The organism is Segniliparus rugosus ATCC BAA-974, from assembly GCF_000185725.2.
GTDB lineage: Bacteria > Actinomycetota > Actinomycetes > Mycobacteriales > Mycobacteriaceae > Segniliparus > Segniliparus rugosus.
The window spans coordinates 1,157,589-1,173,515 of record NZ_KI391953.1 but is presented as its reverse complement, the minus strand read 5'-3'; the positions used below and the strand labels follow the sequence as shown (position 1 = coordinate 1,173,515).

Annotated in this window: 19 protein-coding genes; 12 read left to right on the top strand and 7 right to left on the bottom strand. The window is 69.6% G+C overall.

The genetic code is table 11. The features are described 5' to 3' along the window. Positions 1 to 78: 78 nt before the first annotated feature. Positions 79 to 303, bottom strand: a complete 225-nt coding sequence (locus HMPREF9336_RS05770) for a MerR family transcriptional regulator (RefSeq protein ID WP_021030179.1) — start codon at positions 301 to 303, stop codon at positions 79 to 81. Positions 304 to 610: 307 nt separating this feature from the next. On the opposite strand from HMPREF9336_RS05770, the gene pip reads away from it, so the two are divergent. From pip to HMPREF9336_RS05750, 4 genes are read left to right on the top strand one after another with little or no spacing between them, the layout of a single operon-like run. Further along, entirely contained in the window at positions 611 to 1,564 is a 954-nt protein-coding gene (gene pip, locus HMPREF9336_RS05765) for a prolyl aminopeptidase (RefSeq protein ID WP_007469909.1), read from the top strand. 42 nt (positions 1,565 to 1,606) lie between these two features. Further along, entirely contained in the window at positions 1,607 to 3,097 is a 1,491-nt protein-coding gene (locus HMPREF9336_RS05760; RefSeq protein WP_021030177.1) for a CYTH and CHAD domain-containing protein, read from the top strand. Between the two features lie 9 nt (positions 3,098 to 3,106). Further along, complete coding sequence (locus HMPREF9336_RS05755) at positions 3,107 to 3,625, top strand: hypothetical protein (RefSeq protein WP_007469904.1); 519 nt, start codon at positions 3,107 to 3,109, stop codon at positions 3,623 to 3,625. Positions 3,626 to 3,659: 34 nt separating this feature from the next. Then, a complete protein-coding gene (locus HMPREF9336_RS05750) occupies positions 3,660 to 4,187 on the top strand; it encodes a PaaI family thioesterase (protein ID WP_007469902.1) in 528 nt (175 codons plus the stop codon). Here the strand turns inward: HMPREF9336_RS05750 and HMPREF9336_RS05745 are convergent. Genes HMPREF9336_RS05745 through HMPREF9336_RS05735 form a run of 3 tightly spaced genes read right to left on the bottom strand, consistent with a single transcriptional unit; the run spans position 4,184 to position 7,076 of the window. Further along, the gene (locus HMPREF9336_RS05745; RefSeq protein ID WP_021030176.1) at positions 4,184 to 5,764 is read right to left on the bottom strand and encodes a flotillin family protein; all 1,581 of its coding nucleotides are present in this window, start codon (positions 5,762 to 5,764) and stop codon (positions 4,184 to 4,186) included. The two genes, HMPREF9336_RS05750 and HMPREF9336_RS05745, sit on opposite strands and share 4 nt — an antisense overlap. 6 nt (positions 5,765 to 5,770) lie before the next feature. Then, on the bottom strand, positions 5,771 to 6,271 hold the full coding sequence (locus HMPREF9336_RS05740; RefSeq protein WP_007469895.1) for an NfeD family protein: 501 nt from the start codon (positions 6,269 to 6,271) through the stop codon (positions 5,771 to 5,773). Between the two features lie 31 nt (positions 6,272 to 6,302). Continuing rightward, positions 6,303 to 7,076 (bottom strand): rhomboid-like protein, encoded by a 774-nt coding sequence (locus HMPREF9336_RS05735; protein ID WP_007469892.1) that lies wholly within the window; start codon positions 7,074 to 7,076, stop codon positions 6,303 to 6,305. A gap of 260 nt (positions 7,077 to 7,336) precedes the next feature. On the opposite strand from HMPREF9336_RS05735, the gene HMPREF9336_RS05730 reads away from it, so the two are divergent. The 6 genes from HMPREF9336_RS05730 to HMPREF9336_RS17405 all read left to right on the top strand — a co-directional run bounded on the left by HMPREF9336_RS05730 (position 7,337) and on the right by HMPREF9336_RS17405 (position 12,651). After that, complete coding sequence (locus HMPREF9336_RS05730; RefSeq protein ID WP_051357155.1) at positions 7,337 to 7,609, top strand: acyl-CoA carboxylase subunit epsilon; 273 nt, start codon at positions 7,337 to 7,339, stop codon at positions 7,607 to 7,609. Then, entirely contained in the window at positions 7,606 to 8,298 is a 693-nt protein-coding gene (locus HMPREF9336_RS05725) for a Maf family protein (protein WP_156920300.1), read from the top strand. The genes HMPREF9336_RS05730 and HMPREF9336_RS05725 overlap by 4 nt, the downstream gene beginning before the upstream one ends. A 128-nt stretch (positions 8,299 to 8,426) precedes the next feature. After that, positions 8,427 to 9,320 (top strand): sulfurtransferase, encoded by an 894-nt coding sequence (locus HMPREF9336_RS05720; RefSeq protein WP_007469886.1) that lies wholly within the window; start codon positions 8,427 to 8,429, stop codon positions 9,318 to 9,320. Between the two features lie 81 nt (positions 9,321 to 9,401). Next, entirely contained in the window at positions 9,402 to 11,192 is a 1,791-nt protein-coding gene (locus tag HMPREF9336_RS05715; protein ID WP_007469884.1) for an acetyl-CoA carboxylase biotin carboxylase subunit, read from the top strand. A 47-nt stretch (positions 11,193 to 11,239) separates the two neighbouring features. Then, on the top strand, positions 11,240 to 11,953 hold the full coding sequence (locus HMPREF9336_RS17410; protein ID WP_021030174.1) for an MFS transporter: 714 nt from the start codon (positions 11,240 to 11,242) through the stop codon (positions 11,951 to 11,953). Then, positions 11,926 to 12,651 (top strand): MFS transporter, encoded by a 726-nt coding sequence (locus HMPREF9336_RS17405; protein ID WP_021030173.1) that lies wholly within the window; start codon positions 11,926 to 11,928, stop codon positions 12,649 to 12,651. The genes HMPREF9336_RS17410 and HMPREF9336_RS17405 overlap by 28 nt, the downstream gene beginning before the upstream one ends. 30 nt (positions 12,652 to 12,681) lie before the next feature. Here the strand turns inward: HMPREF9336_RS17405 and HMPREF9336_RS05705 are convergent, their stop codons facing one another. After that, positions 12,682 to 13,104, bottom strand: coding sequence for a GNAT family N-acetyltransferase (locus HMPREF9336_RS05705; protein ID WP_007469881.1), 423 nt, complete (start codon positions 13,102 to 13,104; stop codon positions 12,682 to 12,684). A 453-nt stretch (positions 13,105 to 13,557) separates the two neighbouring features. Between HMPREF9336_RS05705 and HMPREF9336_RS05700 the strand changes: the two genes are divergently transcribed. Together HMPREF9336_RS05700 and HMPREF9336_RS05695 are read left to right on the top strand one after the other, a co-directional pair. Further along, positions 13,558 to 14,127, top strand: coding sequence for a cupin domain-containing protein (locus HMPREF9336_RS05700; RefSeq protein WP_021030172.1), 570 nt, complete (start codon positions 13,558 to 13,560; stop codon positions 14,125 to 14,127). A 2-nt stretch (positions 14,128 to 14,129) separates the two neighbouring features. Continuing rightward, a complete protein-coding gene (locus HMPREF9336_RS05695) occupies positions 14,130 to 14,516 on the top strand; it encodes a rhodanese-like domain-containing protein (RefSeq protein ID WP_040584651.1) in 387 nt (128 codons plus the stop codon). A gap of 4 nt (positions 14,517 to 14,520) precedes the next feature. On the opposite strand, the gene pth is transcribed toward HMPREF9336_RS05695, so the two are convergent. After that, positions 14,521 to 15,066 (bottom strand): aminoacyl-tRNA hydrolase, encoded by a 546-nt coding sequence (gene pth, locus HMPREF9336_RS05690; RefSeq protein ID WP_007469875.1) that lies wholly within the window; start codon positions 15,064 to 15,066, stop codon positions 14,521 to 14,523. Positions 15,067 to 15,116: 50 nt separating this feature from the next. Beyond that, positions 15,117 to 15,740, bottom strand: a complete 624-nt coding sequence (locus HMPREF9336_RS05685; RefSeq protein WP_007469873.1) for a 50S ribosomal protein L25/general stress protein Ctc — start codon at positions 15,738 to 15,740, stop codon at positions 15,117 to 15,119. Positions 15,741 to 15,927: the final 187 nt, after the last annotated feature.

The window sequence follows — 15,927 nt, the reverse complement described above, 5'->3', positions numbered from 1 at the left end:
GAAACTCCTCCTGTTCAGGGCTTGCGCCTCGCTGGGTCGGATCGTACTGCTCGGCACAGGACGCCACAAGACGACAGTTCACGATCCGGCAGACGCGCAGGGCCGACGCCCGCGCGGGTTCCGTGCTTTGCGTTCCGCGCAGGCGGTTTTCGCCGCGTCGAGTTCGATATCGAGGAACATCAGCTCCCAGCGCTCCCCGTAGGGCGCGATCAAGCCCTGGGTTTTCCACCGGTAGGTCGTCTTCGCGGACTTCCCGACATGCGCGGCGGCTTCCTCGACGGCGAGCGGGCGGGGCGCGTCCACGTCCAATACGGGTTCACACGGCCTCCTGCGCGAGGACAGCGGTGATGTGGTCGAACTCGACTTGTTCGACGGTCCACCCGTATTTCGGGCATTGCACCAGGTGCGGCTCCATGTGCCCCTCCTGGGGGGAGGAACGGCAGGTCGCTCTGTCCACAGTTGAGGCGCTTGTAGCCTTTGACCACCACGGGATTCTCCCGATGTTGCCTTTGCGGCCAGCGTCGGACAGCAATCAGCATCAGAAACGGTCCGCTCTCCTGCGTCGGGGCCGCCGAGGCGGGAGGCGGCGCGCCCGTTCTACGCTGAACGCATGCGGACTCTCTATCCAGAAATCGAACCTTTCGCCTCCGGCTTCCTCGAAGTCGGCGACGGGCAGCGGCTCTACTGGGAGCAGGTGGGCAATCCGGCGGGCAAGCCCGCGGTCTTCCTCCATGGCGGTCCTGGCGGGGGGATCAATCCGAAGCAGCGGCAGTTCTTCGATCCGAAGCGCTACAACGCTCTGCTCTTCGACCAGCGCGGCTGCGGGCGCTCCACGCCGCACGCGGGCGAGGACCCGGACCTTTCGCGCAACACCACGTGGAAGCTGGTCGAGGATATCGAGAAGCTCCGCGAGCATGTCGGGGTCGACCGTTGGCTCGTCTTCGGCGGCTCGTGGGGCTCCACCCTCGCGCTCTCGTACGCGCAGACGCATCCCGAGCGGGTGAGCGAGCTCGTGCTCCGGGGGATCTTCCTGTGCCGGGAGGAGGAGCTGAACTGGTTCTACAACCCGGGCGGGGCGAGCCGGATCTTCCCCGACCTCTGGGAGGAGTACCTCGCGCCGATCCCCGAAGAGGCGCGCGGCAACAACCTCATCGAGGAGCACGCGAGGCTCCTGTGGGGCCCCGACCAGGCCGCCGCCGAGGCTTCGGCCTTCGCGTGGACCGGCTGGGAGGATCGTCTCATCGGTCTCGTCGCCGACCCCGACGACCGTGTGAAAGACCCGCGCACGGCGCTCGCCTTCGCGCGCATCGAGAATTGGTATTTCCGCAACGCGGCGTTCCTGCGGGAGAACCAGCTGCTCGAAGACGTGGACAAGATCCGAAACATCCCCGGCGTGATCGTCCACGGCCGCTACGACGTGATCTGCCCGGTCTCGAACGCCTGGGAGCTGCACAAGCGCTGGCCGGAGTCCAAGCTGTTCATCTCCCCCCGCGCTGGGCACGCGGCTTTCGAGGCGGAGAACACGCACCACCTCGTCGAAGCCGTCGACGCGTTCGCGGAGTAAGCCTCGGCGGCGGGCGGAGCCGAATCCGCGTACAACTGAAGCATGGCAGTGGTCGAGCACCTTGAGGTGGAGCGCAAATACGACGCGGCCCCAACCGCCACGGCTCCGAGCTGGGCGGGCCAGGAAGCGGCGGCTCCGGTCGGCTCGATCCTGCGGGCGGTGTACTTCGACACCGCCGACCTGCGCCTTTTAGCGCAGAAGATCACCTTGCGCTGGCGCTCCGGGGAAACGTCGGAGGGGTGGCATCTCAAACTCCCTGCGCATGCGGGCCGGGTCGAGCTCCAGGTCCGGGCGCGCGGCGCGGACCCGGACCGAACGCCCGACCCGGCCCGGCTGCCGGACGAACTCGCCGTCCGGCTGCGCGCCTGGACCGCGGGCCGCCCGCTCGTTCCGGTCGCGCGGCTCGTGACGCTGCGCGAGGAGACCGAGGTCTCGGGAGCCGGAACCTTCTGCGACGATCTGGTCACCGCGACCCGGTTCGCGGACGGGTCGACCGTGGTGTGGCGGGAATGGGAGTTCGAGCTCTGCCCCGACCCCGACCCCGAGCTGGTCCGGCGCGCGGACGAGCTCATTCTCGGCTCCGGGGCGCGCCCGGCGCGCTCCGATTCGAAAGTGGCGCGCGCGTTGGGGCGTGGTGCGGGGCCAGCGCGGGCACGGCGGGCTCCGCAGACCGTCGCGGCGTTCCTCGCGGTCCGGCTCGGCCCGATGCGGACCCGGCTGTGCGCGCAAGACTTCCCCGTCCGGGCGTACGAACACGACTCGGTGCACCAGCTCCGCGTGACCACGCGAGCGCTCCGCAGCCTGCTCCAGGCGTTCGCGCCGTTCCTGCGCAAAGCCCCGACCAAACGGCTCGCCGACGAGCTGCGCTGGCTCGCCTCGGAGTTGGGCGGAGCCCGCGACGCGGAGGTGCGCGCCGAGCGGTTCGAATCGTTGGCCGCGACGAAAAAACATTCGGAACTGCGCGCGGCCGCTCGTGCGCTCGCGGCGGAGGAACGGGAAGCGTACCGGGCCGCGCACCAGGAAACAGTGCGGGCGCTCGACTCTCGCCGCTATCTCCATTTGCTCGACGCGCTGGACGCGTATGTCGCCGACCCGCCGGTCCGCAAGGCCAATAGGCGGACCGGCGCAGGAGCCGCCTTGGCCGAAGCGGTGGGCGGCGCGGCGGACAGGTTGTTCCTCGCGGACGCGGCGCTGGCCGAGGCGACCGATCAGGGCGAGCGAGAGGAGGGCCTGCACGAGGTGCGCAAACGCGCCAAGGGGCTGCGCTATGTCGGCGAACTCGCTGCGGAGGCGGGGACCGGGCCGTTCGCCTGGGCCGAACCCGTCAAGCAGCTCCAAGACGTCCTCGGCGAGCACCAGGACGCCGTCGTGCTGCGCGATTGGCTGCGCGAGCGCCAACGCAAGGAGGGGAGCCACGCGTTGCAGCGCGGACTCGACCAACTCATCGCGGGCGAACGGGCTCGCGCCCGCAAACGCGAGGCGGCTTACCCGGCGGCGATGAGCGCCGTCACGGAAGCATGGGCGAGCGGATAGGCTCTGCCCATGATCCGGCTCAACTTTCTCTTCGCGCTGCTGTCCTTCGCGCTCGCCCTGGCCGGCCCGGACGGGTACGCGCTCTGGGGCTGGTGGGGCCTCGCCGCGTATCTGGTCGGGGCCGCGCTGAGCGTCGTCCCCTTCGTGCTGGGGCTGATCGCCCGGATTCGGGTCGTCGAGCGCTACGACAAATTGGAGCCGCAGTTCGCCAGGGCCGCCGAGGCGCTTTCCATCGCGAGCGTCTTCATCCCGTTCCTCCGCGCGGTCAACGCGGTGCTCGCGGGCTTCGCCATCGGAGCCTGGCTGATCAGCAGGCGGCGCCTGCTGCAGGGCGCGGTGTTCGTTGTCCAAGCGCTGCTCGCGCTCGGCGGGCCGCTGGTCTGGCTCGCCGCCGAGCACCGACCGCTCGCTTCGACGAACTGGCTGGTGGCCGCCATCCCGCTGGCCGTCATGACCATCGGCTTTTTCGCCCGCAACGGCGGCTTCGCCCCTCGGCCCCGCGCGAAGCGCCCCCGCCTGCCCCGCTGACGTCGTTATAAACTATATGACATAGAATTTCCTAATGGACATTCCTCTGACCCCGACCGTCGCCCCAGATGCCTGGGTACCCGCCCGATCGAAAACCGTGGCTTGGCACGATCCGGGCCCGACCGCGATGGCAGGGCTCGCGATGACGGGGATGGAGTATTTCGCCGCCATGCGGGACGGGAAGCTCCCCGGCCCGCCCATCAGCGCGCTGCTGGGCATAGAGCACGTCTCGTTCGCAGAGGGCGAGGTCGCCTTCCGGTGCGAGCCGGACGAATCCGCGTACAACCCGATCGGGGTCGTGCACGGCGGGCTGGTCTGCACGCTGCTGGACTCGGTGTGCGGCTGCGCCGCGCACACGCTGCTCCCCGCCGGGGTCGGCTACACCTCCATCGAGCTCAAGGTGAGCTATCTGCGCCCGGTCCGAGCCGGCGACGTGCTCACCGCAAGGGGCTGGGTCGTCAAGCCGGGCTCGAGGGTGACTTTCGCCGAGGGCGAGGTGCGCAACCAAGAGGACAAGGTCGTCGCGAGCGCGTCGAGCAGCCTCCTGATCATCAAGCCTTAGTCGAGGTCGAGGCTCAGGTTCAGCTCTTGCGGGGCGGCGGGGACGCTCCCGCCAGAGGAAGCCTGCGCGAGCCAGCCAGCCAGATCCACGCCTGAGGCTTTGAGCGATTCCAACGTCTTCGCGATCATCTGCGGCGAGAGGCCGAGGAGCGCCGAAATCGAGGCCTGAGCGTCCCCGGCGTTCCCGATGATGGTGACCTTGTCGAGCGCCCCGACCGGTTTCGCGGCCGCCTCGGTCGCCGCCACCAGCGCGGCGAGCACGTCCGGCAACGTCTCGATCCGGGCCGCGACGTCGCTGTACGAGTTCAACGCCTCCGCGACCTGCTTCTTGCCCGCCGCCTCGGCGTCGAGCTTGGCGCGCAGACCCTCCGCCTCCGCCGTGAGCCTCGCCTGCAAGCCCGCGGCCTCCGCCTGCTGCTCGGCCAGGAGCGCGGCAGCCGCGGCCTTGCGGGATTCCGCCTGCGCCTCGCCGGAGGCGCGCGTGGCCTGGGCTTGCGCCTCGGCGCTGAGCCGGGCCGCGTCCGCCTGCGCAGCGGCCTGCTGGCGCGTCGCCGCCGCGCGGGCCTCGGCCTGCAGGATCTCGGCCTGGCGCGTGCCTTCCGCACGCTTGACCGCTGCGAGCTGCTCCGCCTCGGCAGGGGCGATCACATCCGCCTGCAACGCCGCCTGCTTCTCCTCGGCGCGACGGCGCTGCACCTCGATGCTCGCCTCGACCCTGGCCGCCTCGGCCTGCTCCTTTGCGATGAGCACGTCCTTCTGCGCGCGGGCCTCGGAGAGCGGGCCCGCCTGGTCCGCCGTGGCGTTCTCCGCCTCGGTCAACGCGCGCATCCTTGCGATCTCCACGTCGCGCTTCTGCGAGGCCTGGGCGATGGCGGTGTCCGCCTCCGCCTGGGCGATGGACCCGGCCTGGCGCGCCTGCGCCGAGCGGATCTGCGAGTCCCGCTCGGCCTCGGCGGTGCCGATCGCGGCATCCCGCTTCACCTCGGCGATGCGCCGCTGGCCAAGGGACTCCAGATACCCGTTGTGGTCGGAGATCCCGGCGATCTTGATGACGTCGACCTCCATGCCGATGCGCCGCAAGTCGCCGCCCGCCTCGTCGACCACGTTCCGGGCCAGCCGGTCCCGGTCGGAGTTGAGCTCCTCGACGGTCATCGTCGCGGTGATCCCGCGCAGGCTGCCCGCGAGGATCTCGTTGATCTGGGACTGCAGCGCCCTGGGGTCGGTGTTCAAGAAGCGCTGCACGGCGGTCTGCACGGCCTCGTCTGCGGAGCCGATCCGCACAAGGCCGACGGCCTCGACGTTCACGGGCACGCCGTTGGAGGAGAGCACGTTCTGCAAGTTGATGAAGACGTTGAACGGCTCGAGGGACATGAAGTCCACCCGCTCGATGCCGGGGATGCGGAAGCGGGCCCCGCCGTGCACGACTTTCGGAGTCCCGCCCCGACCGGTGAACACGGCCACCTGGTTCGGCGGCACTTTGATGTAGTTCTTGATGTACACCGTCGGCACGACGACGAACAACAGCACAACGACGACCGCCACCAGCCCGATAATCGTGATCAACCCCGTTCCCTCCATTCGCTCCTACGTTTCCGAAACATCGACGACGTGCGCAAACTCGTCGTCCATTTCGGCTACGTACACCTTAGCCCCCTTCGGGATGCTCGTCCCGGCGGGTCCGACCGCCCTGATCCGGACTAAATTCCCGGTGGCGTCGGCGAACTGCACTTCGCCCCATCCCGACTCGGGCAGCTCCAAGGTCACGGTGGCGAGCGAGCCGAGGTACGAGGCCCTGCTGGTGAGCGAATTCCCCTGCTGGCGCTGCAGATACGGCACCAGCATTCCTCTGGTGAGGACCATCGCGGCAATCGCGACCGCGGCCCCGATCAGCAGGCTCGGCCCCGACGAGACCCCGGCAAGCGAGGCGATCAGCCCGCCGCCGCCGAAGCCCACCGCCCCAGTCGCCAGGGCGGTGAGGCTCAGGAACGGCAGCGCCTCGTCGTGCATCAGCTCGCCGAAAACGAACGTGCACAGGAGCCCGGCCCCGCCTGCCACGAGCACCACAAGCAACACAACGAGTTCCATGGGAAGGAATGTAGCGCAACCGGCTCCGCGCTCACGCTGTCGCGGCGGCCACACCCCACGCGAGGCCTGCCGCCGAAACCCCGCCCAACAGCGCCGCCGCCGAATGCGCGCCGAAACCGTCCACCAGGACGCCGAAACCGAACGCGAACGCGCCCGCCGCGAGGCAGAGCGGCACCGGGGTCCACCGCGCGCCGTCCCCTCGCGCGAGCCACGCCCCCACCGCCAATCCCAGCACCAAGGAGACAAGATGGCCCGCGCTCGTGAAGTCTCGGTCGAACCACAAGGCCACCGAGGCGACCACGAGCCACCACGCCGCCCACGGCAAGCGCAGCGCGCGCGGCAACGCCCCGACCAGCGCCCCGATCACGCCCATCGCCGCGTAGCTCACGCCGACGTCGGCTTCGTCCGCCACCGAGCCCTCCACCCAGCCCAGCCGCAGCGCGACGACGAGCCCGAGCGCAACGATCACCGTCCCGCCGACATGGCCGAGCACGATGGCGCCCGCCAATCGGCGGGACCGCCAAAGCAACTCCCCCAGCGCCAGCAGGCAGGCCAATCCCGGCAGCCAGACCCACACCTTGCCTGGGTCTTCCTGCGTGACGAACGCGCTCTCGAGCAACGTCTGCAGCCTTCCTTCAGCGAGATTGCGCAGATTCGTGCTCGCGCTGGCGACAAGCTCCTCGTCGCCGACCGAGGAGAGCCTGCGCTGGAGGAAGGCGACGGCGGCGAGCGCGACCACATAGCCAAGAGTCACCGGGAACCGCGTGGCCCACCGCAGCGGAGCCGCTGCTGGGAAGGACGTCATCTGCGGGCTCCTTGTGGATCAGTCGCGACGAAGCGCATAACAAGCCCGAGCGCTCGAAAATTCCCCAGCCGCTGCGCCCTGCCCGTCCGCGCGCCGAGCGGACCGGGTTCTTCCCAGGCCGGGGAAGAACCCCACCGTCGCGAACCTGCGTTTTCGAGACGTTACAGCATGCTCTGCATGCTCTGCGAACTTCGTGAAGGTTTCATGAGAGTTCCGTGAGGGTAACGATCACGCCTCCGCTGAGGGATTATTATAACGACATGACAGCCTCAATCGCCGTTCCCCACACCCCCGAAGAGCGAAACCGTGGGCCGATCGACTTCACCGTCGTGAAGGGCAACCCCACCGACGAAGAAGTCGCCGCGCTGTCCGCCGTGCTCGCCGAGCTGTGGGCCAAGCGGCTGTGGGAGCGGGATACCCGCAGGCACCCGCGCGACTTGTGGCGCGCGGGCGACTCCCAGCTGTCGTACATCCCCGGCGGCTTGCCGCAGTCTTTCATCAAGGACACTCCGCCCGCGTGGCGCGGCGCGTGACGCGGGCGGAAGCCGACCTTCCCGCCACCGCGCTCCGCGTCGTCCTCGCCTCTGGCTCCCCCTCTCGCCTGGCGCTGCTCCGAGCCGCCGGGGTCGAGCCCGATGTCGTGGTCTCAGACGTGGACGAGGAGGCCGTCGCCGCCGCGCTCGGCGCTGAGGCGGCGCCCGGCGACGTAGTGGCCGCCCTCGCCCGCGCCAAAGCCGAGGCCGTCGCCGAGCGGCTGCTCGCGGGCCCCGGCCCCGCCCCGGACACCGTCATCGTCGCGGCAGACTCCGCCTTCCTCCTGCATGGCGAGCTGCACGGCAAGCCGCACACCCCAGAAGTCGCGTGGGCTCGCTGGCAGAAGATGTCGGGCCAGACCGGGACGCTGCTGACCGGCCATTGCCTCCTCCGCCTCACGGACGGGCGGATCGCCGCGAGGGCGTATGAGGTCGGACGGGCCGACATCCGGTTCGGCGACCTCTCCGGCGACGAAGCCAGAGCGTATCTCGCCACCGGGGAGCCGCTGGAAGTTGCGGGCGCGTTCACCCTCGAAGGCAGGGGCAGCTGGTTCATCGAACGCATCGAGGGCGACCCGTCCACGGTGATCGGACTCGGACTGCCGGTGCTGCGCGCGCTGCTCGCTCAAGTCGGCCTCGACGTCGCCGCGTTATGGCAGGCCTCGGGCTCCCCGACCGGGGCCGCGTAGATCACTTTTTCGCATCAAAGGGACACTCCCCAGACGCGCTGGAGCGTGTGGACTTTACCGTTTCCTTAGAAACCGGGTACTCTTCTCAAGCCCACCTTGATTCAGACCTGAAGGATGTGACCCGCGCCGTGCAAGTCGACCCCGCTTCTGTTGCCGTCGGCTACGCCGCACCGGAACGGATCGTCAGCACCGAGTGGTTGTCCGCGAACCTCGGCCATCGACAGCTTCGGCTCCTCGAGGCCAACGAGGACAGCCTGCTCTACGACGCGGGGCATATTCCGACTGCGGCCAAAGTGGACTGGCGCTCGGAGCTCGCGGGCCCCGGCACGCACGACGTGCTCGACCCTGCCCGCCTCGCCGCGCTGATGAACAGCAAAGGGATCGGGCGGGGCCACACCATCGTGGTCTACGGCGACAAGCAGAACCGCTGGGCCGCCCACCTTCTGTGGGTCCTCACCCTGTTCGGCCACACCGACGTGCGCCTGCTCGACGGCGGGCGCGCCGCCTGGCTCGCCGAAGGCAGGGAGACCACGCTCGACTTCCCCCGGCTCGCCCAAGCGGACTACCCGCTCATCAAACGCGACGACGAGACGAACCGGGTCTTCCGCGACCAGCTCGCGCGCTCCCTCGGGGGCTCCACGGTCCTCGACGTCCGCAGCCCGGAGGAGTACGCGGGGCCGCGCAGGCCGATTCCCGAATACCCGGTCGAGCGCTCGGCGCGGGCGGGCCACATCCCCTCCGCCAAGAACATCCCGTGGACGAGCGCGATCACGCCGAGCGGGCATTTCCTGCCCGTCGCCGAGCTCGCGGACGCTTTTTCCGCGCTCGGCGACGGCAAGCGCTCGAAAATCGTGACGTACTGCCAGATCGGCGAGCGGTCCGCGCACACGTGGTTCGTGTTGAAGTTCTTGCTCGGCCTGCCGAACGTGCGCCACTACGACGGAGGATGGAGCGAGTGGGGCAACACCATCACCGCCCCGATCGCCACAGGGGAAGACCCTGGAGCGGCCCCAGGCCCATAGCGCGGACCTGACTTACATCGCCCATTTCCCCACAGCGCATCACGCAGAAGAAAGCTAGACTGCAGACACCAGGAGGTTGCAATGCCCAGTATCACCACAGCGTTCGATTCGGTACTCGTCGCGAACCGAGGCGAGATCGCCATCCGGGTGATCCGAGCGGCCCAAGACGCGGGCCTGCGCAGCATTGCGGTGTACGCGGAGCCGGACGCGAACGCGCCGTTCGTGCGGCTCGCGGACGAGGCGTTCGCCCTCGGCGGGAAGACCGCGCTGGAGAGCTACCTGGTGATCGACAAGATCCTCGACATCGCGCGGCGCTCCGGCGCGAAGGCGATCCACCCCGGCTACGGCTTCCTCTCGGAGAACGCGGAGTTCGCGCAGGCCGTCATCGACGCGGGCCTGGTCTGGATCGGGCCCTCCCCGCAGGCGATCCGCGACCTCGGCGACAAGGTGACCGCGCGGCAGATCGCCCTCAAGGTGGGCGCGCCGCTCGTGCCGGGCACGGACAAGCCGGTCGGCGGCTCCGACGAGGTGCTGGCCTTCGCCCGCGAGCACGGCGTGCCGGTGGCCATCAAGGCCGCGTTCGGCGGCGGCGGGCGCGGTATGAAGGTCGCACGGACCCTTGAGGAGATCCCCGAGCTCTTCGACTCCGCGACCCGCGAGGCCACCGCCTCGTTCGGCCGCGGCGAGTGTTTCGTGGAGCGCTACCTCGACCGCCCCCGCCACGTGGAGGCGCAGATCGTGGCCGACACCCACGGCAACGTTGTCGTCGTCGGCACCCGCGACTGCACTCTGCAGCGCCGGTTCCAGAAGCTGGTCGAGGAGGCTCCCGCCCCGTTCCTCACCGACGCGCAGCGCGAGAGCATCCACTCCTCCGCGAAAGCCATCGCCCGCGAGGCCGGCTACCACGGAGCCGGCACGGTCGAGTACCTGGTCGGCGAGGACGGTCTCGTCTCCTTCCTCGAGGTGAACACCCGTCTGCAGGTCGAGCACCCGGTCACCGAGGAGACCGCCGGAATCGACCTCGTCCTCGAGCAGTTCCGCATCGCCTCCGGCCAGACCCTCTCCCTCTCGGAGGACCCGGAGCCGCGCGGCCACAGCTTCGAGTTCCGGATCAACAGCGAGGACGCGGGCACCGGCTTCCTCCCGAACACCGGCAAGGTCACCACGTACCGCCAGCCGAACGGCCCGGGCGTGCGCCTCGATTCCGGGGTCGAAGCAGGGACGGTCGTCGGCGGCCAGTTCGACTCCATGCTCGCCAAGCTCATCGTCACCGGCCGCGACCGCGAAGAGGCGCTCGCCCGCGCCCGTCGCGCGCTGGACGAGTTCGTCGTGGACGGCCTGGCCACCACCATCCCGTTCCACCGCCTCGTGGTGCGCGACCCCGCGTTCATCGGCGACGGGCAGAAGTTCGGCGTGCACACCCGGTGGATCGAGACCGAGTGGAACAACACGGTCGCCCCGTTCGCCGAGCCCGCCGAGCACCTCGACGAAGAGGGCCCCGGCACTCGCGGCGTTGTGGTCGAGGTCGGCGGGCGCCGTCTGGAAGTCCTGCTGCCCGAGGAGCTGTTCACCGCCGCCAACAACACCGGGGTCATCCGGCGCAAGCCCAAGCCCCGGCACAAGGTCGCGGGCGCTTCGGCGCAGGGCGGCAACAGCGTCACCGCGCCGATGCGCGGCACGGTGGTGAAGGTCGCCGTGGAGCTGGGCCAGACCGTGGAGTCCGGCGAGCTCATCGCGGTCCTTGAGGCCATGAAAATGGAGAACCCGATCAGCGCCCACAAGTCGGGCGTGATCACCAAGCTCCACGTGGAGACCGGCGCGACCGTCTCCCCCGGAGCCGTGCTCGCAGAGCTGGCCGACATCGCGGGCTAAGTCCCACGAGCTGACAAGTCCGACGTGATCGAGCACAGAGCCACCCTGTGGAGCCCGACGCGACCGTCTCCCCCGGAGCCGTGCTCGCAGAGCTGGCCCACATCGCGGGCTCGAGCCCGCGTTCTTCGGGCCGACGAGGGGCGACAGGCTTGATGTCGGCCCGAAACGGGCCTGGCGCGACGGCTCCCGCTCCGTCGAACCCGCGCACGGTGTTCGCCGCCGCCGCGATCGGCTCCGCCGTCGAGTACTACGACTTCTTCGCGTACGGCACCGCCGCCGCCTTGGTGTTCCCGACCGTCTTCTTCCCGAGCCTCGGGCCGGAGGCCGCGCGGCTCGCTTCGTTCGCGACGTTGGGCGCGGCGTTCGTCGCCCGCCCGACCGGAGCCGCCGTCTTCGGGCATTTCGGCGACCGGATCGGACGCAAGCGCATCTTGGTCCTCACGCTGCTGCTGATGGGCGTGGCGACGGCGGCGGTGGGCCTGGTCCCCGGAGCCGACCGGATCGGCGGCGCCGCACCGGCGCTCGTGCTCGCGCTCCGGCTGGTCCAAGGGTTCGCGCTCGGCGGCGAGCAGGGCGGCGCGGTCGTGCTCGCAACAGAGAGCGCGCCGAAGGGGCGAAGCGGCCTCATGGGTTCGTCCGGCGCGGTCGGAGCCGCGTTGGGGTTCCTGTTGAGCAGTCTCTCCTTTTTGCTCGTCAGCCTGCTCGGAGCCGGGCAGAGCGCGGCCTTCTTGGCGTGGGGTGGCGCGTTCCCTTCTTGCTGAGCAGCCTGCTCATCCTCATCGGCCTCGCCGTGCGCCGGCGGGTCTCCGAGTCGCCGGAGTTCCTCGCGGCGCGCCAGTCGGGCGATTTGGTCCGCGCGCCGCTCGCCGCGCTCCTGCGGCAACGGCCCGTCCAGCTAGCGCTGGTGACCGGCTCCATGTTCGCGCTCTACATGATCTCGTTCATCCGCGACTCGTTCTTCGTCTCCGTGGCGCGCGGCGAACTCGGCCTGCCCTTCGCCGAGATTCTGGCGGTCAATACCGTCGGCGGCCTGATCTGGCTCGCCGTCGTGGTCGTGGTCGGCTACTACAGCGACAAGCTCCCCCGAAAACGGCTCTACATCCTCGGGCTCGTCCTCGTCTCGCTCTGGTCGGTCGTCATCATGCCGGTGCTGACTTCGGGAGGCTTGGCGGGATTCGCCGCCGCCGTCCTGCTCTCCGTCCTCGCCCTCGGCGTGACGAACGGGGCCTTCGCGGCCTTTTTGGTCAAAGACTTTCCGGTGCAGCTGCGCTATTCCGGGTTCGCCGTCTCGTTCAACACGGCGGGGATCATCGGCGGGGCGCTGCCGCCGATCTTGGCCGCCAGCCTTTACAGCTGGCGGGGCCCTGGAGCCGTCGGGATCATGCTCCTGGCTTTCTCCCTCCTCAGCCTGGCCTGCGCTGTGGCGAGCAGACGCTTCGTCGACGACGAGGCGCGATAGTCTCGCGGCACGAGCCTGTGGGCCGAAGCCCTAACCCGACTGGGTCTGCCGATGCGCCCGCCCCGGACCGAGCCGCCGGTTCGAGGTCAACGTCTTCCCCGCGCGGTACCCGCCCCGGTTGACCCAGTCCGAAGCGGCTCCCATGAGCCCCTTGGCGACCCCGGAGCCCCGGTGGGCCGGGTCCACCCAGAGGAACTCCACTTCCACCTCTTGCTCCGGGTCGAGCAGCAGCGAGACCACCCCCACCGGGACGCTGTGCACGCTCGCGACGAACTGCGGGTCGGTCGCGATCACCGACCGCCAGGCGAGCTCGTCGAACGCCGCTTCCGCCAGGTACTCGTCGTGGTCCTCGCCGAGCACCTCCGAGAGGCCGGCAAGCCGCAGCTTGCGCAGCACCTGCCACTGGTCAGGCAGGAGCCGCTGGATCACTTGCACCCCGTAGCCCGCCGTCATCGGCGGACGAAAAGCGTCAGGCCCCGACGCGCCGCAAGCGCGCCGTCTGTGGCGATTGTTGTTTGCATCAGCGCGAACTGCTTCCCGAAAATCCCTGCAAAGCTGAATATAGCCGTCTATGGCATTGTACTCCCGGCGCGGGATCCGCGCCTCGGCCAGGCCCTCGGGCGGACTGGTCCCCTGGCGGCGAGGGGAAAAGCGGCAGGAAAAACAGTCACTGTGATCCCAAGTGCGGCGACCACGCCGTTTCACGCTCTTTCGTATGCCGGCGCGCCCTTTCGTACGCCGACGCGCCGAACGGGGCGTGTCGGCGCTCAAGCGTGGTCCGCGACTTTTTGGCATACTGCCGGACATGAGTCTCGGCGCCTTCTTTGCGAGTCGGCGGTGTTGTCTGGGCTAGCCGCCCCGCATCCGCCCTATCCCATTGAAGACCCACGCCCGAGGAGCACCCCCGTGTCGACGCCATCGCTCTTGACCCGGCAGCGTCCGCTGCCCACGCGGCTGAACACCGCAGACCTTCTTCGCATCACCGCAGACGTGGCCGACCAGGTCCGAGACGGAGCCTGGTCGCATCTGCTGCCCCCAGCCGGAGGCTGGCCGACCGACGACCGCTGGTGCAGACAGCTTTTCGCGGACGACGACCTCGACGTCTGGGCGATCAGCTGGGTCCCCGACCGGACCACCGAGCTGCACGACCACGGCGGCTCCCTCGGCGCGCTCACCGTTGTGGACGGGGCGCTCGCGGAATGGCGCTGGACGGGCGACCGGCTTCGCGAACGCCGGTTGGCCTCGGGGGCGCAGGCCGCGTTCCCGTTGGGCTGGGTCCACGATGTGACCTGGGCGGCCTCCGGGACTTCCGCGCTGACCGCAGACGGAACCGGCGCCATCGCGCCGGCGCTGTCCGTGCACGCGTATTCGCCGCCCTTGACGGTCATGAGCTACTACGAGGTGACCGAGCGGCATTCGCTGCGCCGGGTCCGCGCGGAGCTCACCGACATCCCCGAACGCCCGAAGCGAGTATGACTATGGCTGTGGCAGTGAGACGAACCATCGCCGACGTTTTAGCCGAGGCGCGCGAGCGCCTGCGCAGGCTGAGTGCCGACGAGGTCCCCGCCGCGCTGGAGCGCGGGGCGATCCTGGTGGACATCCGGCCCGCCGCGCAGCGCGCCGAGGAGGGCGACGTGCCGCAAGCGCTGGTCATCGAGCGCAATGTGCTGGAATGGCGCCTCGACCCGGCGAGCGACGCACGGATCCCGCAGGCGACCGACCACGACGTGGAGTGGGTGATCCTCTGCTCCGAGGGGTACACCTCCAGCCTGGCCGCGGCGAGCCTGCAGGACCTCGGGCTGCACAAGGCCACCGACGTGGTCGGCGGGTACTGGGCGCTGAAGAACAGCGCCTTCCCCCTCTGACCCGTCAGCCGTGCAAACGGTTCTGCGCGGCCTCGACGCCTTCGCGCACCAGCCACTCCACCGCGTCCGCAGAGCGTTCGACTAGGTCGGGCAGCTCTCGACGCTCGACGGCGGTGAACCCGGCGAGGACGAAGTCCGCGGTCTCCATGCCGACGGGCGGGCGGCCGACGCCGACTCGGATCCGGGCGTAATCCTTGGTGCCGAGCGAGGAGGACAACGACCGCAGGCCGTTGTGCCCCGCTTCGCCGCCGCCGCGCTTGAGCCTGACCAGGCCGAACCCGATGTCCAGCTCGTCATGCACGGCGACGACGTCCGTCGGGGGCACGGAGAAGTATCTCGCGAGTTTCGCGATCTGCGGCCCGCAGACGTTCATGTAGGCGGTGGGCTTGCCGAGGATGACCGCGCGCCCGTGGAACGAGAGCTGCGCGGCGAGCATGCCCGACGTCTTGTGCGCGCGGAAGGACCCGCCTGCCCGTGAGACGAGCAGGTCGACGACCATGTGGCCCACGTTGTGGCGGGTCTTCTCGTATTTGGCCCCTGGGTTGCCCAACCCTGCGACGAGGATCGGCCCTGCGGCAGAAGACCCGCCGACGCTCGCGGTCAGCTCTCCTCGCCGCTCTCTTCGGACTCAGCCTCGGCCTCCGCCGCCGCCGCTTCCTGGATGTCCTCGGTCTGCGCGGCGCGCGCCTCGTTGATCTGCACGACCAGCTGCTCCGAGTCGCCGGTCAGCGACACACCCTGCGGCAGCTCGAGCTCGCCCGCGAGGATCTTGGAGCCGATCTCCAGGCCGTCGATGGAGACCTCGATCTGCTCGGGGATGTGCAGCGCCTCGGCCTCGACAGGGAGGACGGTCGCCTCGTGCTGGAGCACGCCGCCGGAGATCGGGGTTCCGACGACGACGACGGGCACCTCGACCGCGATCCGCTCGCCACGGCGGACGATCTGCAGGTCGATGTGCTGCAAGTAGCTCTTCGTCGGGTGCACGACGACGAGCTTGGTGATCGCGAGGTGCTCTTCGCCGCCAGCGGTCAGGCTCACCACGGCGTTCGTGCCGTTGGCGCGCAGAACGCGCGCGAACTCCTTCGCGGGGAGGTTGAAGTGCTTCGGCTCGGCTCCGTGGCCGTAGAGCACGGCGGGCACTTGGCCGTCCCGGCGGGCGCGACGGGACGCGCCCTTGCCGAACTCGGTGCGGACAGTCGCCTCGACGCGGGCGGTTTCAGCCATGAGATGCTCCTCTAGGTTCGTCAATCGTCGCGCCGCCGAGGCGGTGTCCTTCGGCCGAACCTAGGCTCCCAACAGAGGGGGTTCGCGTTCCGTCGATCACGGCCGACGCTGGCCAGCAAAAGCCAGCGCCCGCCCTCGCCAGCGCTCTTTACGAGGTGCCAGGGTACTGCATCGCCAGAGCCCGCGC